We start from the raw sequence: 23,686 nt of genomic DNA on the forward strand, positions 1-23,686 counted from the left end.
CCCGGCAGCAGGCCAAGCGCGTTCGCTTCTTACACCGGCAGTGCCGGCTCCTCGTGCAGCACGCCGTCGCGCAACCGCATGATGCGGTCGCAGCGCGCGGCGAGATCGGGATCGTGCGTGACGATCACGAAGCTCGTCTCGAGCGTCTCGGACAGCTCGAGCATCAGGTTGAACACCGTATCGGCCGTCGTGCCGTCGAGGTTGCCGGTCGGCTCGTCGGCGAGCACGCACGCGGGCTTCGTGACCAGCGCGCGCGCGATCGCGACGCGCTGCCGCTCGCCGCCCGACAGCTCGCCCGGCCGGTGCTTCGCACGCGGGCCGAGACCGACACGTTCGAGCATCGCCTGTGCCTGCTCGCGCGCGTCCTCGGTCGTCATCCGGCGAATGCGCAGCGGCATCGCGACGTTGTCGAGCGCGGTGAACTCGGGCAGCAGGTGATGGAACTGGTAGACGAAGCCGAGCGCACGGTTGCGCAGTTCGTTGCGCTCGCGCTCGGCGAGTTGCGTGAACGGCTTGCCGAGCAGCGACACCTCGCCCGCGCTCGGCTCGTCGAGCCCGCCCAGCACGTGCAGCAGCGTGCTCTTGCCGGAACCCGACGCGCCGACGACCGCGAGCTTCTCGCCGCGCCGCACCGTCAGCTCGGTATTGTTGAGCACCTGCACGTTGAAGCCGCCCTGCACGAACGCCTTCGTGATCCCGCGCGCCTGAAGCACGTATTCCTGCATACCGGCCGAATCCTGTCTGTTGTGTTGTTTTGCATCCGCGAATGTGGTCGCGCGATCATTCATAGCGGAGCGCCTCCGCCGGCTTCACCTTCGCCCCGCGCCAGCTCGGATAGAGCGTCGCGACCGCCGACAGCGCGAACGCGATCAGCCCGATCCGGATCACGTCGCTCGCGACGAGTTCGGACGGCAGCTCGCTGATGAAGTACACGGACGGCGGCAGGAACTGCACGCCGAACAGGTGCTCGATCATCGGGATCAGCCACGGGATGCTCCACGCGATCAGGCAGCCGAGCGCGACGCCCGACGCCGTGCCGACGAAGCCGATCGTCACGCCCTGCACGACGAAGATCTTCATGATCGACCCCGGTTGCGCGCCGAGCGTGCGCAGGATCGCGATGTCGGCCTGCTTGTTGGTCACCGTCATCACGAGCGACGACACGAGGTTGAACGCGGCCACCGCGATGATCAGCGTGAGGATGATGAACATCATCCGCTTCTCGATCTGCACGGCCGAGAACCACGTCTTGTTCTGCTGGGTCCAGTCGCGGATGTACAGGCTGCCCGACAGCGTATGCGACAGCTCGACCGCCACGTCCGGCGCCTTCTGCATGTCCTTCAGCCGCAGCCGCACGCCGGTCGGCGCGGTCATCCGGAACAGCGCCTCGGCATCGCGGATGTTGATCATCGCGAGCGTGCTGTCGTATTCGTAGTGCCCGGACTCGAACACGCCGACGACCGTGAACTGCTTGAGCCGCGGCATCATGCCGGCCGGCGTGATCGATCCTTCCGGCGCGACCAGCGTGACCTTGTCGCCGACCGTCACGCCGAGGTTGCCCGCGAGCGCATCGCCGAGCACGATGCCGAACTGGCCCGGCACCAGCGCGCCGAGCTGGCCCGCCTTCATGTCCTTGCCGATGTCCGACACCTGCGGCTCGAGCGTCGGCTCGACGCCGCGCAGCATCACGCCGCTCACCGCGTCCTGGCGGGTGAGCAGCGCCTGCGCGTCGACGTACGGCGCCGCGCCGATCACCGACGGATTGCGGCGCGCTTCCTGCGCGGTCAGTTGCCAGTCGGGCATCGAGCCCGTCGGCGAGAACACCTCGACGTGCGCGAGCACCGACAGCATCCGGTCGCGCACTTCCTTCTGGAAGCCGTTCATCACCGACAGCACGACGATCAGCGCCGCGACGCCGAGCGCGATCCCGAGCATCGACACGAGCGCGATGAAGGAAATGAAGCCGTTACCGGTCGTGCGTTTGCCGGCGCGCGTGTAGCGCCAGCCGATCTGCCATTCGTACGGAAGTTTCAAGCGAATCCTTTCTGCTGGTTACGGCGGGGAGGCGCCCCGCGGCCGGACCGCCGCCCGGTGGCGGCCACCGGCCCGGGCACGGTCGAAAAACGGCCGCCGGACGCGAACGGGCCGTCAGCCGGCCCGATCACGCGCGCAGTTTGCCATACAATGCGCACCATCATGCACGACCGACGCCTCCATTTTCTCGTTCCGTTCGCGCTGCCGTCGGCGGCCGATGCGGCCTCGTCCCTGCACACGCTGGACAGCCCCGCGCTCGAAAAGTTGCTCGCCCGCGCCAGCCTCGTCGAGCGCGTGGCCGGCGAGGACTTCCAGCGCACGCTGCCGCACGAACGCTGGCTGGCCCGCCAGTTCGGCGCCACCCAGGGCAACGCCGCGGACGAGGCGCCGCTCGCGCCCTACATGCTGCTGGCGGACGGCGGCGACCCCGGCGCGCACGCGTGGGCCTGCGTCGAGCCCGTCCACGTCGAAATCGCGCACGATCACCTGGTGCTCGTCGATCCGGCGGCCCTCGCGCTCGACGAAGGCGACGCCGCCGCGCTGCTCGCAGTCGCGCGGCCGCTGATCGAGGAGCTCGGCGTCCGGCTCGAGGCGCCGAACCCGTCACGCTGGTACCTGTCGAGCGAGCAGCTCGCCCGCCTCGCCGGCGCCGCGCCGCTGCGCGCGAGCGGCCGCAACATCGAGATCTGGCTGCCGCACGAGGCCCATACGGGCGAACGCTCGCGGATGTGGATGAAGCTGCAGAACGAGGTGCAGATGGCCTGGTTCCAGCATCCGGTCAACGAGACCCGCGAGGCGCGTGGCCTGCCGGCCGTCAATTCGATCTGGTTCCATGCGCAGGGCACGCTGAAGCCGGTCGGCAAGCCGTTCGCGCGCGTGCTGTCCGCGTCGCCCGCGGCGCTCGGCCTCGCGCGCGCCGCGCAAGCCGACGCCGGCGCGCCGCCGGCCGCGTTCGGCACGCTGCCCGCCGCCGATGGCGCGACGCTCGTCGAACTGCCTGCACTGACCACCCCGTTCATCGAGCAGGACTGGGCGCGCTGGCACGACGGACTCGCCGCGCTCGAGCGCGACTGGTTCGCGCCGGCCCTTGCCGCGCTGCAGAACGGCGAGCTCGCGAGCGTCGATTTCACGCTGTGCGGCGACACGAGTTCCGTGACGCTGCACGCGACGCGTGGCGACCTGCGCAAGTTCTGGCGCCGCCGCGCGCTGGCCTCCCTGTTCGAATAACAAAGCAGACCCCGTATGACCCGGATCGTTACCCGTCCCGTCGCGCCCGCCGACGCCGAAGTGCTCGCGCGCCATGGCCTGCATCCCGTCCTTGCACGCCTGTACGCGTCGCGCGGCGTGCAGTCCCCCGCCGACATCGAGACCGCGCTGGCGCGACTCGTTCCGCCCACCGAGCTGAAAGGCTGCGCCGACGCTGCCTCGCTGCTCGCCGACGCGATCGCCGACAAGCGGCGCCTGCTCGTCGTCGCCGACTACGACTGTGACGGCGCAACCGCGTGCGCGGTCGCGGTGCGCGGCCTGCGGATGTTCGGCGCGCAGATCGACTACCTGGTGCCGAACCGATTCGAATACGGCTACGGCCTCACGCCGGAGATCGTCGAACTCGCCGCCGCGCGCAAGCCCGACCTGCTGATCACCGTCGACAACGGCATCGCGAGCGTCACGGGCGTCGAGGCCGCGAACGCGCGCGGCATCGACGTGCTCGTGACCGACCACCACCTGCCCGGCGACGCGCTGCCCGCCGCGCGCGCGATCGTCAACCCGAACCAGCCCGGCTGCGCGTTCCCGAGCAAGCACCTCGCCGGCGTCGGCGTGATGTTCTACGTGCTGCTCGCGCTGCGCGCCGAGCTGCGCCGCCGCGGCGCGTTCGCGAGCAAGGAAGCCGAGCCGCGGCTCGACGGCCTGCTCGACCTCGTCGCGCTCGGCACCGTCGCCGACGTCGTGCGGCTCGACGGCAACAATCGCGTGCTGGTCGCACAGGGGCTGCAACGCATCCGCAACGGCCGCATGCAGCCGGGCGTCGCCGCGCTGTTCCGCGCCGCCGCGCGCGAAGCGCGTACGGCCTCGGGCTTCGACCTCGGCTTCGGCCTCGGCCCGCGCCTGAACGCCGCCGGACGGCTGTCCGACATGTCGCTCGGCATCGAATGCCTGATCACCGACGACATCGGCCGCGCGTGGGATCTCGCGCAGCAGCTCGACGTGATGAACCGCGAACGCCGCGAGATCGAGGCCGGCATGCAGCAGCAGGCGCTCGCCGATCTCGCCGACGTCGATCCGGCCGACGCGTGCACGATCACCCTCTTCAACCCCGAGTGGCACCAGGGCGTGATCGGCATCGTCGCCGGCCGGCTCAAGGAAAAATTCCACCGCCCGTCGTTCACGTTTGCGCATGCGGACGACGAAGGCAAGCGGGTCAAGGGCTCGGGCCGCTCGATTCCCGGCTTCCACCTGCGCGACGCGCTCGACCTCGTGTCGAAACGCGAGCCGGACCTGATCGTCGCGTTCGGCGGCCACGCAATGGCGGCCGGCCTCACGCTCGACACCGAGAACGTGCCGCGCTTCGCGGCCGCGTTCGAGGCCGTCGCGCGCGAATGGCTGTCCGACGACGCGCTGGCCCGCGTGATCGAGACCGACGGCGAACTCGAGGATGCGTACTTCACGCCGCAGTTCGTCGGGCTGCTCGACGAGGCCGTCTGGGGGCAAGGCTTTCCGGCCCCGCTTTTCTCCGGCGAATTCGACGTCGTGTCGCAGTCGCTCGTGAAGGAAAAGCACCTGAAGCTGCAGCTGGCGCGCGGCCGCCAGCGCTTCAACGCGATCTGGTTCAATCATACGGAGCCGCTGCCGGAGCGTGCGCTGGTCGCCTACCGCCTCGTCGCCGACACGTGGAACGGCGTCACGCGCGTCCAGCTGATCGTCGAACACGCGGCCGGCTAGGCGCGGGCCGCCCGGCCTGCATTGCCCGCCGATGCATGCACGCCGCGCCGGACGGGGCCGCGGCGCGCGTGCGAGCACCGTTTGCGTCACCGGGCAACCCCGCCGATCGGCTATAATTCCGCTTTTTTACGAAGCAAGAATAGCGAACGATCATGGAAGCGGAACGTCTCAACGCGATCGAAAGCTCCCTGCTCGACCTGCGCAACCGCGCGGGCGAGCTCCGGGGGTATCTTTGACTACGACGCCAAAGCTGCGCGTCTGACCGAAGTCAACAAGGAACTCGAAGACCCGAACGTCTGGAACGATTCGAAGAACGCCCAGGCGCTCGGTCGCGAGAAGAAGCTGCTCGAGGGCGTCGTCATGACGCTCACCGCGCTCGATAGCGACCTGCGCGACGCGCTCGACCTGTTCGAGCTGGCCCGCGAGGAAGGTGACGAGGACACGCTCGTCGCGTCGGAAGAAGACGCCGCGAAGCTCGAGGCACGCGTGGGCGACATCGAGTTCCGCCGGATGTTCTCGAACCCGGCCGACCCGAACAACTGCTTCATCGACATCCAGGCCGGCGCCGGCGGCACCGAGGCGTGCGACTGGGCATCGATGCTGCTGCGCCAGTACCTGCGCTACTGCGAACGCAAGGGCTTCAAGGCCGAAGTGCTCGAAGAGTCCGACGGCGACGTCGCCGGCATCAAGAACGCGACGGTCAAGGTCTCGGGCGAATACGCATACGGCTTCCTGCGCACCGAAACGGGCATTCACCGCCTCGTGCGCAAGTCGCCGTTCGACTCGTCGGGCGGGCGCCACACGTCGTTCTCGTCGGTGTTCGTCTACCCGGAAATCGACGACTCGATCGAAGTCGAGATCAACCCGGCCGACCTGCGCATCGACACGTACCGCGCATCGGGCGCGGGCGGTCAGCACATCAACAAGACCGACTCCGCGGTGCGGATCACGCACATGCCGACCGGTATCGTCGTGCAGTGCCAGAACGACCGCTCGCAGCACCGCAACCGCGCCGAAGCGATGGCGATGCTGAAATCGCGCCTGTACGAAGTTGAAATGCGCAAGCGCCAGGCCGAACAGGACAAGCTCGAATCGAGCAAGACCGATGTGGGCTGGGGCCACCAGATCCGTTCGTACGTGCTCGACCAGAGCCGCGTGAAGGACCTGCGCACGAACGTCGAAATGAGCAACACGCGCGCCGTCCTCGACGGCGACCTCGACGACTTCATCAGCGCGAGCCTCAAACAGGGCGTGTAAGCGCCGCGGCGCGACCCTGCCGGGTCGCGCCCCCTTGCCCTTCCCGTTTGCGTTGCCGCACCCACTCCGAATTCCGACCATCATGACCGAACCGACCCAAACGCAGCCCGCCGTCGTCGCGGACGAAAACCAGCTCATCGCCGAGCGCCGCGAAAAGCTGCGCGCCCTGCGCGAACAAGGCGTCGCCTACCCGAACGATTTCCGCCCGGAACATCACGCAGCCGATCTGCAGACGAAATTCGCCGATTCGGACAAGGCCGCGCTCGAAGCGAACCCGGTCGAGGTCTCGGTGGCCGGCCGCCTGATGCTCAAGCGCGTGATGGGCAAGGCGAGCTTCGCGACGGTGCAGGACGGATCGGGCCAGATCCAGTTCTTCGTGACGCCGAACGACGTCGGCGCCGACACCTACGACGCATTCAAGAAGTGGGACCGCGGCGACATCGTCGCCGCGCGCGGCGTGCTGTTCCGCACCAACAAGGGCGAGCTGTCGGTCCAGTGCAAGGAGCTGCGCCTGCTGTCGAAGGCGCTGCGCCCGCTGCCGGACAAGTTCCACGGCCTGTCGGACCAGGAAATGCGCTACCGCCAGCGCTACGTCGACCTGATCGTCACGCCGGAAACGCGCGACACGTTCCGCGCCCGCACCAAGACGATCGCGTCGATCCGCAAGTTCATGGACAACGCCGAGTTCATGGAAGTCGAGACGCCGATGCTGCACCCGATCCCGGGCGGCGCGGCCGCGAAGCCGTTCGTCACGCATCACAACGCGCTCGACATGCAGATGTTCCTGCGTATCGCGCCGGAGCTGTACCTGAAGCGCCTGATCGTCGGCGGCTTCGAGCGCGTGTTCGAAATCAACCGTAACTTCCGGAACGAAGGCGTGTCGCCGCGTCACAACCCGGAATTCACGATGATGGAGTTCTACGCCGCGTACACCGACTACCGCTGGCTGATGGACTTCACCGAGCAGCTGATCCGCCAGGCGGCGATCGATGCGCTCGGCACCGCGACGATCCAGTACCAGGGCCGCGAGCTCGACCTGGCGAAGCCGTTCCACCGCCTGACGATCACGCAGGCGATCCAGAAGTACGCACCGGACTACACCGACGGCCAGCTGTCGGACGACGCGTTCCTGCGCACCGAACTGAAGCGCTTCGGCGTCGACGTGTCGCAGCCGGCGTTCCTGAACGCCGGCATCGGCGCGCTGCAGCTCGCGCTGTTCGAGGAAACGGCCGAAGCGCAGCTGTGGGAGCCGACCTTCATCATCGACTACCCGGTCGAGGTGTCGCCGCTCGCACGCGCATCGGATACCGTGCCGGGCATCACCGAGCGTTTCGAGCTGTTCATGACCGGCCGCGAAATCGCGAACGGCTTCTCGGAGCTGAACGATCCGGAAGACCAGGCCGCGCGCTTCAAGAAGCAGGTCGAGCAGAAGGATGCGGGCGACGAGGAAGCGATGTTCTTCGACGCCGACTACATCCGCGCGCTCGAATACGGGATGCCTCCGACCGGCGGCTGCGGGATCGGCATCGACCGTCTCGTGATGCTGCTGACCGACAGCCCGACGATCCGCGACGTGCTGCTGTTCCCGCACCTGCGCCGCGAAGACTGATCGCTGCGCCCACGTGTGCGCCGCGCCCTGCGGCGCGCACGCGTCAGCTTTGTAACGACGCGTAAATCCCGCCCGCCGGCGTTCGCCGGCTTTCGATCCTCCCCCGTTTTATCCCCTCGTCGCGACGGCCTGCTCCGGGTTTTCCCTGTCATGGCTTCCGGCGCCCCGCTGCAATTCGTTACACCTTGATACGGCACGCCGCTGTGCCGTGGACGACACTCCTGTTGCGTCACCACGCATGACCACGGGACCAGAACGAGGCGCCGGAACGCCGAGTCTGCTCGCTCCCGAGCGTGGGATCCTGCTCCGGCGCAGCACGCCGATCCGGATCGACATTGGAGAACAAAATGGACAACCAGAATCAGACCACGCCGCAAAAGCAACGCCTCCACCCGCTCATCGCCACCGCCGCGGGCGCCGTCATCGTCGCCAGCCTCGCGGCGACGGCAGCGATCACGGGCATCTTCCCGAAGGCCAACAGCAACAATGCACAGAACGGTCAGACCCAGGCCGCGCTGATCGCATCGCAGCCGGCCGTCGATACGGCCGCGGCCGCCAGCGCCGCGCTGGCCGCGCAAGCCCAGCAGCAGGCGGCCGAACAGGCCGCCGCGCAGCAAAAGGCTGCCGAGCAGAAGGCCGCCGTCGCGCAGGCTGAGCCGAAGCCTGCGCCGCGCCCGGCCGCGCCGCATCGCCGTCATACGACGGCACCGCAGCCGCCGCAATACGCGCAGCAGCCGTCGGCGCCGGCCCAGAGCTACTGCCAGAGCTGCGGCACGGTCGTCGCGATCTCGCAGACGCGCACGCCGGGTCAGAGCTCGGGGATCGGCGCCGTGGGCGGCGCTGCAGCCGGCGGCCTGCTCGGCAACCAGTTCGGTCACGGCAACGGCCGCACCGCGATGACGATCATCGGCGCGCTGGGTGGCGGCCTCGCCGGCAACCAGGTCGAAAAGCAGGTGCGCGCGGAAACCGACTATCAGGTGCAAGTGCAGATGGAGAACGGCGCGACGCGCACGTTCACGTACCACAACCCGCCGCCGTTCGGCCAGGGCCAGCGCGTACGTATCGAGAACGGCACGCTGGTCGGCGCGTGATTGGCTGACCGCATCGGCTCGCCCTGCCCGCATGTCGTCCGTGGGCAGGCGGCCTGAAAACGAAAACGGCTCGCGAGCGATTGCTCACGAGCCGTTTTTTTGTTGCCGGCCGTCTGCGCCGTCAGAGCGCCCGCCAGGTTCAGTCTTCGTCGTCGAAGTCCGATTCGTCGATCCAGTGGGCCTGGATCGCTTCGAGGATCTTCTCGCCGGAGTGCGCCGGATCGTCGTTGAAGCCGTCGAGCTCGAGCACCCATTGGCGCAAGTCGACGAAGTTGATCCGCTGCGGGTCGATGTCCGGGTGCTTGTCCGCCAGCGCAATGGCTATTTCACGCGAATCGGTCCATTTCATCGCCTGCCTCCGGTTCCGGTCAGTGGTTTTCCTTCGCGTGGTTGATCGAGTACTTCGGAATCTCGACCACCAGGTCCGAATCTTCCTTCACGATCGCCTGGCACGACAGGCGCGACGTCGGCTCGAGGCCCCACGCCTTGTCCAGCAGATCGTCCTCGTCCTCCTCGGACGGCGTCAGATCGTTGAAGCCTTCGCGGATCACCACGTGGCACGTCGTGCACGCGCACGACTTCTCGCATGCATGCTCGATCTCGATCCCGTGTTCGAGCAGGTTGTCGCAGATACTCTTGCCGGGCGTCGCGTCGATCACCGCGCCATCCGGGCACAGTTCGACGTGAGGCAGCACTACCAGTTGAGGCATGTCCGTTCCGTCAGTCAGGGTGCGGCGCCAGGCGCCGCACGGTTCATTGTCGCGCGGGCCGTTGCCGGCCGATGCGCAGTTCTTGCGTTCAGATCTCGTCGAGCCGGCGGCCCGACAGCGCGCGCTTGATGCTCTTGTCCATCCGGCGCGCCGCGAATTCGTCGGTGCCGTCGGCCAGCGCCTTGGTCGCCGCTTCGATCGCGTCCGTATCGTCGCCTTGCGCGACCGCACGCAGCGCCGCGGCCAGCGTGTCGACTTGCGCGCGCTCGCTCGCGTCGAGCAGTTCGCCGTCGGCCGCCAGCGCGGCCTGCGTCGCCTCGAGCATCCGCTCGGCCTCGACCTGCGCTTCGCGCAGCGCGCGGGCGCGCATGTCGATCTCGGCGGTCTTGAAGCTGTCCTCGAGCATCTTCGCGATGTCGTCGTCGGCAAGACCGTACGACGGCTTCACGACGACCGACGCCTCGACGCCCGACAGCTGCTCGCGGGCGAACACCGACAGCAGGCCGTCCGCGTCGACCTGATAGGTCACGCGAATGCGCGCGGCGCCAGCCGTCATCGGCGGAATGCCGCGCAGCTCGAAGCGCGCGAGCGACCGGCAGTCGGCGACGAGCTCGCGCTCGCCCTGCACGACGTGGATCGCCATCGCGGTCTGGCCGTCCTTGAAGGTCGTGAATTCCTGCGCGCGCGCGATCGGAATCGTCGAGTTGCGCGGGATGATCTTCTCGACGAGGCCGCCCATCGTCTCGACGCCGAGCGACAGCGGAATCACGTCGAGCAGCAGCCAGTCGTCGCCGGTGCCGCGATTGCCTGCAAGCAGGTCGGCCTGGATCGCCGCGCCGAGCGCGACGACCTGATCCGGATCGAGGTTCACGAGCGGCGGCTGGCCGAAATACTTCGCGACCGCGTCGCGGATCACCGGCATGCGCGTCGCGCCGCCGACGAGCACGACACCCTTGATGTCGGCCGGCGTGACCTGCGCATCGCGCAGCGCCTTGCGGGTCGGCGTGAGCGTGCGCTGCACGAGCGGCTCGACGAGCGACGCGAACGTGTCGTGCGAGATCGTCTGCACGAGGTGCGCGCCACCCGATAGCGTGACGTCGAGCGACGCCTCCGGTGCGGACGACAGCGCTTCCTTCAGCACGCGCACACGGTCGAGCAGCAGGCGCACGTCCTCGGGCGCGAGCGTCTTCGCGTCGATGCCGGCCTGCGCGAGCACGTGATCGAACAGCGCATGGTCGAAATCGTCGCCGCCGAGCGCGGAATCGCCGCCCGCGGCCAGCACTTCGAACACGCCCTTCGTCAGCTTCAGGATCGACAGGTCGAACGTGCCGCCGCCGAGGTCATACACCGCATAGAGGCCTTCGGCCCCGTTGTCGAGACCGTAGGCGATCGCCGCGGCGGTCGGTTCGTTCAGCAGGCGCAGCACGTTGAGGCCCGCGAGGCGCGCCGCATCCTTGGTCGCCTGGCGTTGCGCTTCGTCGAAATACGCGGGCACCGTGATCACCGCGCCCACCAGGTCGTCGCCAAGCGAATCTTCCGCGCGATAGCGCAGCGTCGCGAGAATCTCGGCCGACACTTCGACCGGGCTCTTCACGCCGTCGATCGTGCGGATCTGCACCATGCCCGGCGCATCGACGAATTCGTACGGCGCGTTCGCCGCGCCTTCGACCTCGGCCTTGCCGCGGCCCATGAAGCGCTTGACCGACACGATCGTGTTGCGCGGATCGGTGGCGGCCTGCTCCTTCGCCTCGTGGCCGATGCGTCGGCCACCCTTCTCGAGATAGCGGACCACCGACGGCAGCAGCACGCGGCCCGTTTCGTCCGGCAGGACTTCAGGCACGCTGTTGCGCACGGCCGCGACGAGCGAATTCGTCGTGCCGAGATCGATCCCGACGGCGAGTCGCCGCTGATGCGGCGCCGGCGCCATGCCCGGTTCGGAAATTTGCAGTAAAGCCATCTTGGTTCGTTCGGGCGCTCGGCCCGTTTGCTGCGCGTGCCGCAAGGCACGCGGTTAAGTTTCGAGGCGCTCGATCTGCGCGCCCACTTCCGACGCGACCCGTTCGATGAACATCAGCTGGCGCACCGCCTCGGCGGCCGCCTGATCGGCGCCGCTGTCGAGCAACGTGCCGAGGCGCTCCACCCGCACGCGCCGCTCTTCGCGCAACTCGGCGAGCAGCGCATCGAGCGCGTCGACGTTGCGGGCGGCCGCGGCATCCTCGATGCCCTCGCGCCACTCCATCTGCTGCATCAGGAACGCAGGCTCCATCGCGGTGTTGTTTTCCGCGCCGATGTCGACACCGCGCAGCGACAACAGATACGACGCGCGCTTCAGCGGATCGCGCAGCGTGCGGTACGCCTCGTTCGCGCGGGTTGCCCATTGCATCGCGATGCGCTTCTGCGCGTCACCGGCCGCCGCGAAGCGATCCGGGTGCACCTGCGTCTGCACCGTCCGATACGCGGCGTCGAGCGCCGTCTCGTCGAGCGCGAATTGCGCCGGCAGGTGAAACAGGTCGAAATGGCTGTCTTTCAGCGAGACCATCGTCGCGTTCAATTCCGTTTCGTCGCGCGGCAAACGCCGCCCATTAAAAAGGCGGCCCGTGCCGCCTCTTGCCCGCATCGCGCGGAGATCCGCGTGGTCACACGCGGAACGATTCGCCGCAGCCGCATTCGTCCTTCACGTTCGGGTTGTTGAACTTGAACCCTTCGTTCAGGCCTTCGCGTGCGAAGTCGAGCTCGGTGCCGTCGATGTAGGCCAGGCTCTTCGGATCGACGATCACCTTCACGCCATGGCTCTCGAACACCTGATCCTCGGGAGCCAGCTCGTCGACATACTCGAGCTTGTACGCGAGCCCCGAGCACCCGGTCGTACGAACGCCAAGCCGCAGGCCCATACCCTTGCCGCGACGGACGAGGTATTTCTGCACGTGCTGTGCTGCTTTTTCGGTCAGTGTAATTGCCATGATGTCCTTGCCGCGGCGCGCCACCGGGGCCCACCGCGTTCCTTCTGAAGCCGCTCGATGCCGCTCAGGCCGCTGCCTGATCGCCTTCCGTGGTGTCGTGACGTTTCTTGTAGTCGGCCACGGCTGCCTTGATCGCGTCTTCCGCGAGGATCGAGCAGTGAATCTTCACCGGCGGCAGCGCGAGTTCTTCTGCGATCTGCGTGTTCTTGATCGACAGTGCTTCGTCGAGCGTCTTGCCCTTCACCCATTCGGTGACGAGCGAGCTCGATGCGATCGCCGAACCGCAACCGTAGGTCTTGAACTTCGCATCTTCGATCACGCCGTCCGCGCCGACGCGGATCTGCAGCTTCATCACGTCGCCGCAGGCCGGCGCGCCGACCATGCCCGTGCCGACCGCGTCGTCGTCCTTCGCGAACGAACCGACGTTGCGCGGGTTTTCGTAGTGATCCAGAACCTTGTTGCTGTAAGACATGACTCAGACTCCTTGACTCGTTACGTCTGCGTGCGCGAATCCGCCCGCGGGTATGTTCAATCCGGCGCTCAGTGTGCGGCCCATTCGATCGTCGACAGATCGATGCCTTCCTGGTGCATTTCCCAGAGCGGCGAGAGTTCGCGCAGTTTCGCGATCTTGCTGTTCAGCAGGTTGATCACGAAGTCGACTTCCTGCTCCGTCGTGAAGCGGCCGACCGTGAAGCGGATCGAGCTGTGCGCCAGCTCGTCGTTGCGGCCGAGCGCACGCAGCACGTACGACGGCTCCAGCGACGCCGACGTGCATGCGGAGCCCGACGACACCGCGACGTCCTTGATCGCCATGATCAGCGACTCGCCTTCGACGAAGTTGAAACTGATGTTGAGGTTGTGCGGGACACGGCGCTCCATGTCGCCGTTCACGTACGTTTCCTCGATTTGCGACAGGCCGCGCAGCAGCTTGTCGCGCAGCATGCGGATGCGCTCGTTTTCCGTCGCCATTTCTTCACGTGCGATACGGAACGCTTCGCCCATGCCGACGATCTGGTGCGTCGCCAGCGTGCCCGAACGCATGCCGCGCTCGTGGCCGCCACCGTGCATCTGCGCTTCGATGCGCACACGCGGCTTACGACGCACGTACAGCGCGCCGATGCCCTTCGGGCCGTAGGTCTTATGCGCCGAGAACGACATCAGGTCGACCTTCAGCTTCGCGAGGTCGATCGCGACCTTGCCGGTCGACTGTGCGGCGTCGACGTGGAACACGATGCCCTTCTCGCGGCAGATTTCACCGATCGTCTCGATGTCCTGAATCACGCCGATCTCGTTGTTCACGTGCATCACCGACACGAGGATCGTGTCCGGGCGCAGTGCGGCCTTGAACACGTCGAGGTCGATCAGGCCGTCATCCTTCACGTCGAGGTAGGTGACTTCGAACCCGTCGCGCTCGAGCTCGCGGCAGGTGTCGAGCACGGCCTTGTGCTCGGTCTTCACCGTGATGATGTGCTTGCCCTTGCCCTTGTAGAAGTTCGCGGCACCCTTGATCGCGAGGTTGTCCGATTCCGTTGCGCCGGACGTCCAGATGATCTCGCGCGGATCCGCGTTCACGAGCGCGGCCACGTTCTCGCGCGCTTCCTCGACCGCACGCTCCGCGTCCCAGCCATACGCGTGGCTGCGCGACGCCGGGTTGCCGAACTGCTCGCGCAGGTACGGCACCATCTTGTCGACCACGCGCGGGTCGACCGGCGTCGTCGCGCTGTAATCCATATAGATGGGCAGGTGGAGAGTGTCTTGGGTCATCTGTCGCTCCGGGAATTCTGTGCAGGGACTATGTGCGTTATGGGGTGTGGCGGCGCCTTCGCGCTCACGAACTCGCGATGTTGAACACCGAATTGGGGCCGAGCGGCGTCGTGCGAACCGGCTCGGCCGGTGCCGCAACGGGCTCCGGCGTGCGCCGGTCGCGCAGCACCGCGGGTGCGCCCTCGCGAGCGCGCTGCTGATCGACGAGATCCTGCAGCGACACCGAATCGAGGTATTCGACCATCTTCTGGTTCAGCGTCGACCACAGCTCGTGCGTCATGCAATGGCCGTCGGGCTGTTTCGAGCCGTCGCACGTGCCTTTGCCGCCGCACTGCGTGGCGTCGAGCGGTTCATCGACCGCGATGATGATGTCGGCAACGGTGACGTCCTGCGCGCGACGCGCGAGGTTGTAGCCGCCGCCCGGGCCGCGCACGGATTCGACGATTTCATGCCTGCGCAGCTTGCCGAACAGCTGTTCGAGATACGAGAGCGAAATCCGCTGGCGCTGGCTGATGCCTGCAAGCGTCACCGGGCCCTGCTCCTGGCGCAGTGCCAAGTCAATCATCGCCGTGACGGCGAAACGGCCTTTGGTGGTGAGTCTCATGGTGTCTAGGGGACTGCAATCTTGACGATTTTGGTCAAGTATAAATATTTGACGTTTTTAGTCAAGTATCCATGTCTTTGAAAGGGTATTCGCAGATCGCTGAATACCGCGCGATCAGCGCTCCGTACGGGCCCGGAGCGCCTCCAGCAGGCCCGCGCACGCGCGTTCGACCTGATCGAGCACTTGCTCGAAGCCCTGCGTACCGCCGAAATAGGGGTCGGCCACCTCGGTTTCGGCCGAATCCGGCGCGAATTCCATCAGCAGGCGCACCTTGTCGCGATGCTGCGGCGGGCAGCGGCGGCGCAGCTCCGCGAGATTCGCCTCGTCCATCGCGAGCAACAGGTCGAAGCGCTCGAAATCGGCCGCGCTCACCTGTCGTGCGCGCAGCGCCGACAGGTCGTAGCCGCGGCTGCGAGCGGCCGCCTGCGCACGCGTATCGGGCGGCTCGCCGACATGCCAGTCGCCGGTGCCGGCCGAATCGATCGCGATCCGGTCCGCCAGCGCGGCCGCGTCGACCTGATGACGCATCACGCCTTCCGCGGTGGGCGAACGGCAGATGTTGCCGAGACAGACGAAACAGATCGAAACGCGGGTCATCGCACTATTGGAAAGCCGCGGCGAGCCGCGTGGGAGAACAACACGCCATTATACAAAGGCGGCCGAAATCGCGCCGCCGCGCAAAGCGACGGCGCCCTGCCTTACAGCGCCTTCGGTACGGCGAGCACGACGTCGCCGGACGCCGCCGGCAGCGGCTTCGCCGTATCGTCGACCAGCCCGAACGACACCGCACGCGCCAGCTCGGCGGATGCCTGGTGAACGGCAAGCGGGCCGCGCGACGGCGCGTCGGCCATCGCATGCAGATAGGCAGCCGCGGCCAGCGGAACGACGATTGCCAGCGGCCAGTACATCGATATTGTCTTTTTCATGATGCGGACCTCCTTGACCTCGTACCCCGAAACCCAATTCCGGGGACTACAGACAGGATTCTATAGACCGCATCTATCGAGATAAATATGCAAATAGCGAACGCACTGTTGTCGCCGAATGAACAGTCGTCAGCCGAGGTGGCTTTGCGACGCCGCGTACAGCTCGCGGAACGTGCGTCCGGTCGGCGTCGGCATATCGCGCGTATCCATCCAGCCGCCCATCATCGGCAGGCGCCGCAGCGTGCCGCCGCTGCCGCCCAGCCGCTCGAGGATGCGCACCGCGAGCTTGGTCGTGAGCGCGTACAGCATCGGCCGGCGCGCGAAGAAACCCCATGCGGCGAGCGCCGCCCGCTCGCGCCACGGCCGCAGGTGTCGCTCGACCTGCTTCTCGCGCAGCGTGCGCAACAGGTGCGACAACGGGATCCCGGCCGGGCACACGCTGTCGCATTCCCCGCAAAGTGTTGCGGCCTGCGGCAGGTCGAGTGAGCGGTCGAGCCCGACGTAGCTCGGCGTCAGTACGGACCCCATCGGCCCCGGGTACACCCAGCCGTACGCGTGGCCGCCGACCTTCTGGTACACCGGGCAGTGGTTCATGCAGGCACCGCAACGGATGCAGCGCAGCATCTCCTGGAATTCGCCGCCGATCAGCCCCGTGCGGCCGCCGTCGACGAGCACGACATAGTTGTGCTCGGGGCCATCCTCATCGCCCGGCCCGCGCGGCCCGGTCAGCAGCGAGAAATAGTTCGATGTCTTCTGCCCGGTCGCGGAGCGCGGCAGCAGGCGCATCGCGGTCGCGAGATCCTCGAGCGTCGGCAGCACCTTCTCGATGCCCGTCACCGCCACGTGCACGCGGGGCATCACGGTGCACATCCCCTCGTTCCCTTCGTTCGTCACGATCGCGACCGAACCGGTCTCGGCGATCACGAAGTTGCCGCCCGTCACGCCCATGTCGGCCGACATGAAATGCGGGCGCAGCACCTCGCGCGCCTCGCGTGTCATGTCCGGAATCTCGGTGAGCCGCTCTCGATGGTGCGTGCGCGCGAACAGGTCGGCGATCTCGTCCTTGTCCTTGTGCACGACGGGCGCGATGATGTGGCTCGGCGGCTCGTTGTCGTTGATCTGCAGGATGTATTCGCCCAGATCCGTCTCGATCGACTGCACGCCCATTTCCGCGAGCACCGCGTTCAGGCGCATTTCCTCCGACACCATCGACTTGGTCTTGATGACCTTCTTCACGTCGTGGCGGCGCGCGATGTCGGCCACGAGCCGCGCGGCATCCTCGGTCGTTTCGGCGAACAGCACCGTCGTGCCGCGCCGCGTCGCCTCGCGCTCGAACGCCTCGAGCCACACGTCGAGGTTCTCCAGCGCGCGGTTGCGGCGGGCTTTCAGCGCGGCGCGCGTGGCCGGGAAGTCGATCGCGGTCATCGCGTCGGCGCGTGCGGACACGAACTTCGTCGACAGCTTCTTCAGGTTCTGCTGCAGGCGCTGGTCGGCCAGCTTCTGGCCGGCGCGCGCCTTGAAATGCATCGATTGGACTTGCATCGCGGTATCGGGGAAATGTGAGCGGAACCGGGCGTCAGACGTCGCCCGCCAGCACCTGCGCGACGTGCAGCACGCGCGTGTCGCGGTCGCCGGTGCGGCGCAACCGCCCTTCGATGTTCAGCATGCAGCCGAGATCGCCGAGCACGACGGCGCCCGTGCCGGACGCGCGCACGTTCGCGCATTTCTCGTCCGCGATGGCGGCCGAAATGTCGCCGTACTTGACCGCGAACGTGCCGCCGAAGCCGCAGCAGTGCTCGCAGTCCTTCATTTCGGTGACGGCGATGCCGCGCTGCGCGAGCAGCGCGCGCGGCTGCGCCTTCACGCCGAGCTCGCGCAGGCCCGAGCACGAATCGTGGTAGGTGACGGGCCCCGTGAATTCGCCCGGCGCGAGCGACACCTTCGCGACGTTCGCCAGGAAATCGGTCAGTTCGTAGACTTTCTGCTGGAACCGCGTGTAGCGCCCCATCAGTTCGGGGTCATCGCGAAACAGGTCGCCGTAGTGCGCGCGAATCATCCCGCCGCACGAACCCGACGGCGCGACGACGTAATCGAACTGCTCGAACTCGCGCAGCGTCTTTTCCGCGAGATCGCGCGCGAGCGCACGGTCGCCCGAGTTGTAGGCGGGCTGGCCGCAGCAAGTCTGCGCGGGCGGCACGATCACCTCGTAGCCGGCGTCGCGAATCAGCTTGAGCGCCGAAAAACCGATTTCGGGGCGCATCAGATCGACCAGGCAGGTCACGAACAAACCGACTCGCATACGTGCTCCTTCGAGAAAACGGCTCTCATTATCCGCCGTTTGGCCAGCAAGACCAACGCCGGCGCTCATGCAAGCCCGCACGGCGCGAAACGAGGACTTCCTCGAACGGCGTTCGCTTTTTTCACAATACGAGATACAATCGTCCCAACACCGCTTGACGCGTCAACCGATTTCTCCCCCCGACATGAGCCAACCCACCCCGGATTCAAAAACGTCGATCCAGGTGATCGAACGCATGATGCGGTTGCTGGACGCGCTCGCCGCGCACAGTGACCCTGTCAGCCTGAAGGAGCTTGCGCAGCGGACGGAGCTGCACCCGTCGACCGCGCACCGCATCCTCAACGACATGGTGACCTGCCGTCTCGTCGACCGCTCCGATCCCGGCACGTACCGCCTCGGCATGCGGCTGCTGGAGCTCGGCAACCTCGTGAAGGCGCGCCTGTCGGTACGCGACGCGGCGTTGATGCCGATGCGCGAACTGCACCGCCTCACCGGGCAGACCGTGAACCTGTCGGTGCGCCAGGGCGACGAGATCGTCTACATCGAGCGTGCGTATTCGGAGCGCTCGGGGATGCAGGTCGTCCGTGCGATCGGTGGCCGCGCGCCGCTGCACCTCACGTCGGTCGGCAAGCTGTTCCTCGCGGCCGACGAAACGTCACGCGTGCGCGCGTATGCGACGCGTACGGGGCTGTCCGGCCATACGCAGAACAGCATCACCGACATCGCGAAGCTCGAGCGCGAACTGACGATCGTGCGCCAGCAATCGTGCGCGCGCGACAACGAGGAACTGGAGCTCGGTGTGCGCTGTATCGCGGCCGGCATCTACGACGATTCGGGCAAGCTCGTCGCGGGCCTGTCGCTGTCGGCGCCGGCCGATCGCCTCCAGGATGCGTGGCTCGGCCAGTTGAGCCGCACGGCCCTCACCATTTCGGAATCGCTCGGCTACCGGCCGGCGCCCGCGAAGGATGCGGACGGGCTGCAGCGGCAGGCATAAGCCGCTCCCGCTCGCCCAATGAAAAAGCCCCGCGATTGCGGGGCTTTTTTCAGCCATCGGCGCGGCCGCGAACCGCCGCGCCATCGTGCGATCAGGTCCCGCCGCTCGGCGTGTTGGCCGCCGTCAAGCGCTCGCCGCCGCCGGCATCGAGCCAGTTGCGCAGGCGCGCCGCATCGGCGAAGCGCGAATACTTGCCGAACGAATCGAGCAGCACCATCACCATCGGCTTGCCGTGGATCGTCGCCTGCATCACGAGGCACTCGCCCGCTTCGTTGATGAAACCCGTCTTCTGCAGACCGATGTCCCACGAGCCATTGCCGCGGATCAGCGCGTTCGTGCTGTTGTAGACCAGGTTGCGCTTGCCCGTGTACACCTCGTAGGTGCGATCGGTCGAGAACTGACGAATCATCGGGTACTGGTACGCCGCATTGACCATCTTCACGAGGTCGCGTGCGCTCGACACGTTCGAGCTCGACAGACCCGTCGAATTCTCGAAGTGCGTGTCGGTCATGCCGAGCGACTTCGCCTTCGCGTTCATCGCGGCGATGAACGCCGGACGACCACCCGGGTAGTAACGCGACAGCGCGGCGGCCGCGCGGTTTTCCGACGCCATCAGCGCGATGTGCAGCATGTCTTCACGCGACAGCACCGATCCGACCGACAGGCGCGAGCCCGTGCCCTTCTCGTAGTCGCGGTCTTCGTCCGTGACTTCGAGCTGGTCGGTCATCGGCGTCTTCGAGTCGAGCACGACCATGGCCGTCATCAGCTTCGAGATCGACGCGATCGGCACGACGGCGTGCGAATTCTTGTCGAACAGCGGCTCGCCCGAATTCTGGTCGACGACGTACGCGACGCTCGAACGCAGCGCGAGCGCGTCCGGCGTGTCGTGCAGGCCGAACGCCTGGCCGACGGTCGGCCGGCGCGGCTGGAACGCGACCTTGCGGACTGCGCCGTGATGGCCGCCATGCACGTTCGACGCGAGCGTCACGCGCTTGCGCGACGCCTTCGCGCGCGGCGCGTCGGCGGCCGCCACCTTCGCGGATTTGTCGGAGCTGGCCTTGGCCGACTTCTTCTTCGCGGACGAAGCAGGAGCGACGGCCTTTTTCTTGGCGGCTTGTTGGGTCTTCGCAGTGGCGGCAAAGGCGTCAGCCGGCGTGACGGACGCGGTGGTCGCCAGCAAGGCGACTGCGACCGACACAGCCGTGCCGAGCGTCATGCTCTGCAACAATCTGCGCGGTGAAAACGATTCGGCTTTCATTGGGGTCTGGACAAAGCGGGCGGGAGGTTTCCGCAAGTGTAGTTAAAGCTGAAAAAAAGAGCAATATTAGGCACTTACCGATCGTCGTTAAACCGGAATGTAAGGGTCGGCCAACCTCTGACCAATGAACCCTCCCGCTCCCATCGAAAAAATCGATGGGACGCGCTGCCTGACAGTACCCGTCTCCCGATTACACACGGTTAATTGAGATAACGTCACTTCGGAGGCGATTTAAAGCGGGGAAACTACGTATCCGGCGCTCGGGGTGCCAGGGGCGCCGGTCTCGGCCGTGGCGGCGGCACGTCGCCACGGGACGCGCTTCGAAACGGCGCGTTTTCGACAGGAACAAAAGGATAACGTTCCACAGGCCTGTCAGGTTTACCTGTGCATGATCATGGTGCGCCGCGCCTGCCCCTCAGCCGTGCGCACCATCTGGGATCGCGGCATGAAACCGATTCCGAACAGGCACGATAACTCGTTGTTTTATCGATAATTTGTCGCGATTGTGCAACGCACAAAAATTACTTGACATTGGATTTCTCTGCCCTAAAATAAGCCTCATTGCTGCGTTGCACAAAGCGCGCGCATCCGTGGTTCCCCAGCGTAGTGCCCTTTCCCCTGCGATCGACGCGATCGCTTTTCAGGAGCTTGACATGTCCTTGCTGACCCCCGAGCAAATCGCCGCCGCCCAGAAAGCCAACCTCGAAAGCCTGTTCGGTCTGACGACCAAGGCATTCGAAGGCGTCGAAAAGCTGATCGAACTCAACCTGCAGGTCGTGAAGTCGACGCTGGCCGAAGGCCAGGAAAACGCACAGCGTCTGCTGTCGGTGAAGGACGCACAGGAACTGATCGCGCTGCAAGCCAGCCTGTCGCAGCCGGTCGCGGAAAAGGTCCTGTCGTACGGCCGTCACCTGTATGAAATCGCATCGTCGACGCAAGCCGAGTTCGCGAAGGTCGCCGAAGCGCAATTCGAAGAGCAGAACAAGAAGGTCCAGGCACTCGTCGACAACGTCGCGAAGAACGCCCCGGCCGGTTCGGAAACGGCTGTCGCTGCACTGAAGTCGGCACTGAACGCTGCGAACACCACGTACGAAACGGTTCAGAAGGCCACGAAGCAAGCCGTCGAAATCGCTGAAACGAACTTCAACGCTGCTGCTGCCGTCGCAACGAAGGCTGCTACCGCCGCTGCTGCACGTCGTACGAGCAAGCCGGCCGCGTAAGCGTCCCCTGCTCCTGAAAGAGCCGCGCCCAGCGCGGCTTTTTCGTTTCTGGCGCCGGAACATGCCGGAACCGGCAGGCCGCCGACCATGCTCGAACGGTCGTTTGAGCATCGGCCGCGCATAAAAGAAAACGCCGCCGCCCGGATGGCCCGGGCGGCGGCGTTTTTTCGTGGCCGGCAAATTGCCGACCGAAGAGCCGATCGCGTTACTTCTTGCGTTGCGGCGGCAGGTCGGTACAGACGCCTTCGTACAGCTCGGCGGCCATGCCGACCGATTCGCCGAGCGTCGGGTGCGGATGGATCGTCTTGCCGATGTCTTCCGCGTCCGCGCCCATCTCGACGGCGAGGCACACTTCGCTGATCAGGTCGCCCGCGTTCAGGCCGACGATGGCACCACCGATCACGCGATGGGTTTCCTCGTCGAAGATCAGCTTCGTGAAGCCTTCGTCGCGGCCGTTCGCGATCGCGCGGCCCGAAGCGGCCCACGGGAACACGGCCTTACCGTACTTGATGCCTTCGGCCTTGCACTGGTCTTCCGTCTTGCCGGCCCAGGCCACTTCCGGATCGGTGTACGCCACCGACGGGATCTGCAGGGCGTCGAAGTACGCCTTTTCGCCGTGTGCGGCTTCCGCTGCGACGTGGCCTTCATGCACGGCCTTGTGCGCGAGCATCGGCTGGCCGACGATATCGCCGATCGCGAAGATGTGCGGGACGTTCGTGCGCATCTGCTTGTCGACGTCGATGAAGCCGCGATCCGTGACTGCGACGCCAGCCTTGTCGGCGCCGATCTTCTTGCCGTTCGGGCTGCGGCCCACCGCGACGAGCACGAGGTCGTAGCGCTGCGCTTCCGCCGGGGCCTTCTCGCCCTCGAACTTCACGTAGATGCCGTCTTCCTTCGCTTCCGCGCCGACCGTCTTGGTCTTCAGCATCACGTTGCCGAAGCGCTTCGCGTTGTACTTTTCCCAGACCTTCACCAGATCTCGGTCCGCGCCCATCATCAGGCCGTCCATCATTTCGACGACGTCGATCTCGGCGCCGAGCGTCGAGTACACCGTGGCCATTTCGAGGCCGATGATGCCGCCGCCGATCACGAGCATGCGCTTGGGCAGCTGGCGCAGTTCGAGTGCGCCGGTCGAATCGACGACGCGCGGGTCTTCGGGCATGAACGGCAGCTTCACGGCCTGCGAGCCCGCGGCGATGATCGCCTGCTTGAACTTCACGACCTTCTTGCCGCTTTCGCCCTGCACTTCCATGTGGAACGGATCGACGAAAGCGCCGACGCCCGTGACCACTTCGACCTTGCGTGCCTTGGCCATGCCGGCGAGGCCCGTCGTCAGCTTCTTGACGACGCCGCCCTTGAAGTCGCGCAGCTTGTCGAGATCGACTTCGGGCTTGCCGAACGTGATGCCGTGCGACGCGAGCGCCGCGGCTTCCTCGACGACGAGCGACGTATGCAGCAGCGCCTTCGACGGGATGCAGCCCACGTTCAGGCACACGCCGCCGAGTGTCGAATAGCGTTCGACGAGCACCGTCTTCATGCCGAGGTCGGCGGCGCGGAACGCGGCCGAGTAGCCGCCGGGGCCGGCGCCGAGCACGAGCATGTCGCACTCGATGTCGGCGGCACCTGCGTAGCTGCCGGCTTGCGGCGCGGGTGCCGGAGCGGCGGCGGCCGGTGCCGGCGCAGCTGCTGCGGGCTTGGCCGCTTCGGGCGCTTTTGCGGGTGCGGCGGCGCCAGCCGATGCTTCGACGATGGCGATGACGGTGCCTTGCGAGACTTTCTCGCCGGCCTTGACCTTGATTTCCTTGACGGTGCCGGCGACGTCGCTGGGCACTTCCATGGAGGCTTTGTCCGATTCGAGCGTGATGAGCGTTTGCTCTTTTTCGATCACGTCGCCGGGTTTGACGTTGACTTCGATGACATCGACGCCGCTGAAATCGCCGATATCCGGAACCTTGACTTCGATGAGACTCATTACTGTCCCCTTCTTGATTAGCTGCAGACAGAGGGGGGAGAAACCCGC

Annotated in this window: 23 protein-coding genes; 7 read left to right on the forward strand and 16 right to left on the reverse strand. The window is 66.4% G+C overall.

Annotated elements, in window-relative coordinates:
- Positions 1 to 29 precede the first annotated feature (29 nt).
- Complete coding sequence (gene lolD, locus CFB47_RS12380) at positions 30 to 788, reverse strand: lipoprotein-releasing ABC transporter ATP-binding protein LolD (protein WP_373453137.1); 759 nt, start codon at positions 786 to 788, stop codon at positions 30 to 32.
- Positions 781 to 2,034: a lipoprotein-releasing ABC transporter permease subunit gene (locus CFB47_RS12385; protein ID WP_089461262.1), complete on the reverse strand. Its 1,254-nt coding sequence runs from the start codon at positions 2,032 to 2,034 to the stop codon at positions 781 to 783. The genes lolD and CFB47_RS12385 overlap by 8 nt, the downstream gene beginning before the upstream one ends.
- A gap of 162 nt (positions 2,035 to 2,196) precedes the next feature.
- Between CFB47_RS12385 and CFB47_RS12390 the strand changes: the two genes are divergently transcribed.
- The 5 genes from CFB47_RS12390 (at position 2,197) to CFB47_RS12410 (ending at position 8,931) form a co-directional block, all read left to right on the forward strand.
- Positions 2,197 to 3,261: a regulator gene (locus CFB47_RS12390; RefSeq protein ID WP_089461424.1), complete on the forward strand. Its 1,065-nt coding sequence runs from the start codon at positions 2,197 to 2,199 to the stop codon at positions 3,259 to 3,261.
- Positions 3,262 to 3,276: 15 nt separating this feature from the next.
- Positions 3,277 to 4,974, forward strand: coding sequence for a single-stranded-DNA-specific exonuclease RecJ (gene recJ, locus CFB47_RS12395; RefSeq protein WP_089425753.1), 1,698 nt, complete (start codon positions 3,277 to 3,279; stop codon positions 4,972 to 4,974).
- A 152-nt stretch (positions 4,975 to 5,126) separates the two neighbouring features.
- Positions 5,127 to 6,231, forward strand: a protein-coding gene (gene prfB, locus CFB47_RS12400) for a peptide chain release factor 2 (RefSeq protein ID WP_105749870.1) whose coding sequence is annotated in 2 segments (ribosomal slippage) — positions 5,127 to 5,207 and positions 5,209 to 6,231 — 1,104 coding nt in all. Because the reading frame shifts where the segments join, the coding sequence is not laid out codon by codon here.
- An 82-nt stretch (positions 6,232 to 6,313) separates the two neighbouring features.
- On the forward strand, positions 6,314 to 7,840 hold the full coding sequence (gene lysS, locus CFB47_RS12405; RefSeq protein ID WP_089461263.1) for a lysine--tRNA ligase: 1,527 nt from the start codon (positions 6,314 to 6,316) through the stop codon (positions 7,838 to 7,840).
- A gap of 347 nt (positions 7,841 to 8,187) precedes the next feature.
- A complete protein-coding gene (locus CFB47_RS12410; RefSeq protein WP_089440505.1) occupies positions 8,188 to 8,931 on the forward strand; it encodes a glycine zipper 2TM domain-containing protein in 744 nt (247 codons plus the stop codon).
- A gap of 139 nt (positions 8,932 to 9,070) precedes the next feature.
- Here the strand turns inward: CFB47_RS12410 and iscX are convergent, their stop codons facing one another.
- The 12 genes from iscX to CFB47_RS12470 form a co-directional block, all read right to left on the reverse strand.
- Entirely contained in the window at positions 9,071 to 9,280 is a 210-nt protein-coding gene (gene iscX / locus CFB47_RS12415; RefSeq protein WP_069621826.1) for a Fe-S cluster assembly protein IscX, read from the reverse strand.
- Between the two features lie 19 nt (positions 9,281 to 9,299).
- Positions 9,300 to 9,641 (reverse strand): ISC system 2Fe-2S type ferredoxin, encoded by a 342-nt coding sequence (gene fdx, locus CFB47_RS12420; protein ID WP_011352558.1) that lies wholly within the window; start codon positions 9,639 to 9,641, stop codon positions 9,300 to 9,302.
- An 88-nt stretch (positions 9,642 to 9,729) separates the two neighbouring features.
- Complete coding sequence (gene hscA, locus CFB47_RS12425) at positions 9,730 to 11,598, reverse strand: Fe-S protein assembly chaperone HscA (protein ID WP_089461264.1); 1,869 nt, start codon at positions 11,596 to 11,598, stop codon at positions 9,730 to 9,732.
- Positions 11,599 to 11,652: 54 nt separating this feature from the next.
- Positions 11,653 to 12,180, reverse strand: a complete 528-nt coding sequence (gene hscB / locus CFB47_RS12430; protein WP_042973645.1) for a Fe-S protein assembly co-chaperone HscB — start codon at positions 12,178 to 12,180, stop codon at positions 11,653 to 11,655.
- A gap of 97 nt (positions 12,181 to 12,277) precedes the next feature.
- A complete protein-coding gene (gene iscA, locus CFB47_RS12435) occupies positions 12,278 to 12,601 on the reverse strand; it encodes an iron-sulfur cluster assembly protein IscA (protein WP_012492710.1) in 324 nt (107 codons plus the stop codon).
- Between the two features lie 64 nt (positions 12,602 to 12,665).
- Positions 12,666 to 13,073 (reverse strand): Fe-S cluster assembly scaffold IscU, encoded by a 408-nt coding sequence (gene iscU, locus CFB47_RS12440; RefSeq protein WP_006754131.1) that lies wholly within the window; start codon positions 13,071 to 13,073, stop codon positions 12,666 to 12,668.
- A 68-nt stretch (positions 13,074 to 13,141) separates the two neighbouring features.
- Positions 13,142 to 14,365 (reverse strand): IscS subfamily cysteine desulfurase, encoded by a 1,224-nt coding sequence (locus tag CFB47_RS12445; RefSeq protein ID WP_046546057.1) that lies wholly within the window; start codon positions 14,363 to 14,365, stop codon positions 13,142 to 13,144.
- A gap of 64 nt (positions 14,366 to 14,429) precedes the next feature.
- Positions 14,430 to 14,969: a Fe-S cluster assembly transcriptional regulator IscR gene (gene iscR, locus CFB47_RS12450; RefSeq protein ID WP_089461265.1), complete on the reverse strand. Its 540-nt coding sequence runs from the start codon at positions 14,967 to 14,969 to the stop codon at positions 14,430 to 14,432.
- Between the two features lie 114 nt (positions 14,970 to 15,083).
- Positions 15,084 to 15,566, reverse strand: coding sequence for a low molecular weight protein-tyrosine-phosphatase (locus tag CFB47_RS12455; protein ID WP_089440507.1), 483 nt, complete (start codon positions 15,564 to 15,566; stop codon positions 15,084 to 15,086).
- Positions 15,567 to 15,667: 101 nt separating this feature from the next.
- Positions 15,668 to 15,895: a hypothetical protein gene (locus tag CFB47_RS12460; RefSeq protein WP_089440508.1), complete on the reverse strand. Its 228-nt coding sequence runs from the start codon at positions 15,893 to 15,895 to the stop codon at positions 15,668 to 15,670.
- A gap of 129 nt (positions 15,896 to 16,024) precedes the next feature.
- Complete coding sequence (locus CFB47_RS12465; protein ID WP_089440509.1) at positions 16,025 to 17,437, reverse strand: lactate utilization protein B; 1,413 nt, start codon at positions 17,435 to 17,437, stop codon at positions 16,025 to 16,027.
- Between the two features lie 34 nt (positions 17,438 to 17,471).
- Positions 17,472 to 18,194 (reverse strand): (Fe-S)-binding protein, encoded by a 723-nt coding sequence (locus CFB47_RS12470; protein ID WP_069248359.1) that lies wholly within the window; start codon positions 18,192 to 18,194, stop codon positions 17,472 to 17,474.
- 184 nt (positions 18,195 to 18,378) lie between these two features.
- Between CFB47_RS12470 and CFB47_RS12475 the strand changes: the two genes are divergently transcribed.
- Positions 18,379 to 19,188 (forward strand): IclR family transcriptional regulator, encoded by an 810-nt coding sequence (locus CFB47_RS12475; RefSeq protein WP_034183553.1) that lies wholly within the window; start codon positions 18,379 to 18,381, stop codon positions 19,186 to 19,188.
- Positions 19,189 to 19,279: 91 nt separating this feature from the next.
- Here CFB47_RS12475 and pbpG read toward each other — a convergent pair whose 3' ends face one another.
- Entirely contained in the window at positions 19,280 to 20,446 is a 1,167-nt protein-coding gene (pbpG, locus tag CFB47_RS12480) for a D-alanyl-D-alanine endopeptidase (RefSeq protein WP_089461266.1), read from the reverse strand.
- A 653-nt stretch (positions 20,447 to 21,099) separates the two neighbouring features.
- Between pbpG and CFB47_RS12485 the strand changes: the two genes are divergently transcribed.
- Entirely contained in the window at positions 21,100 to 21,666 is a 567-nt protein-coding gene (locus CFB47_RS12485; RefSeq protein WP_039364780.1) for a phasin family protein, read from the forward strand.
- 205 nt (positions 21,667 to 21,871) lie between these two features.
- On the opposite strand, the gene lpdA is transcribed toward CFB47_RS12485, so the two are convergent.
- Positions 21,872 to 23,638 (reverse strand): dihydrolipoyl dehydrogenase, encoded by a 1,767-nt coding sequence (gene lpdA, locus CFB47_RS12490; RefSeq protein WP_089461267.1) that lies wholly within the window; start codon positions 23,636 to 23,638, stop codon positions 21,872 to 21,874.
- Between the last annotated feature and the right edge of the window lie 48 nt (positions 23,639 to 23,686).

Source organism: Burkholderia sp. AU27893 (assembly GCF_002223205.1).
In the GTDB taxonomy this organism is placed as follows: Bacteria; Pseudomonadota; Gammaproteobacteria; order Burkholderiales; family Burkholderiaceae; genus Burkholderia.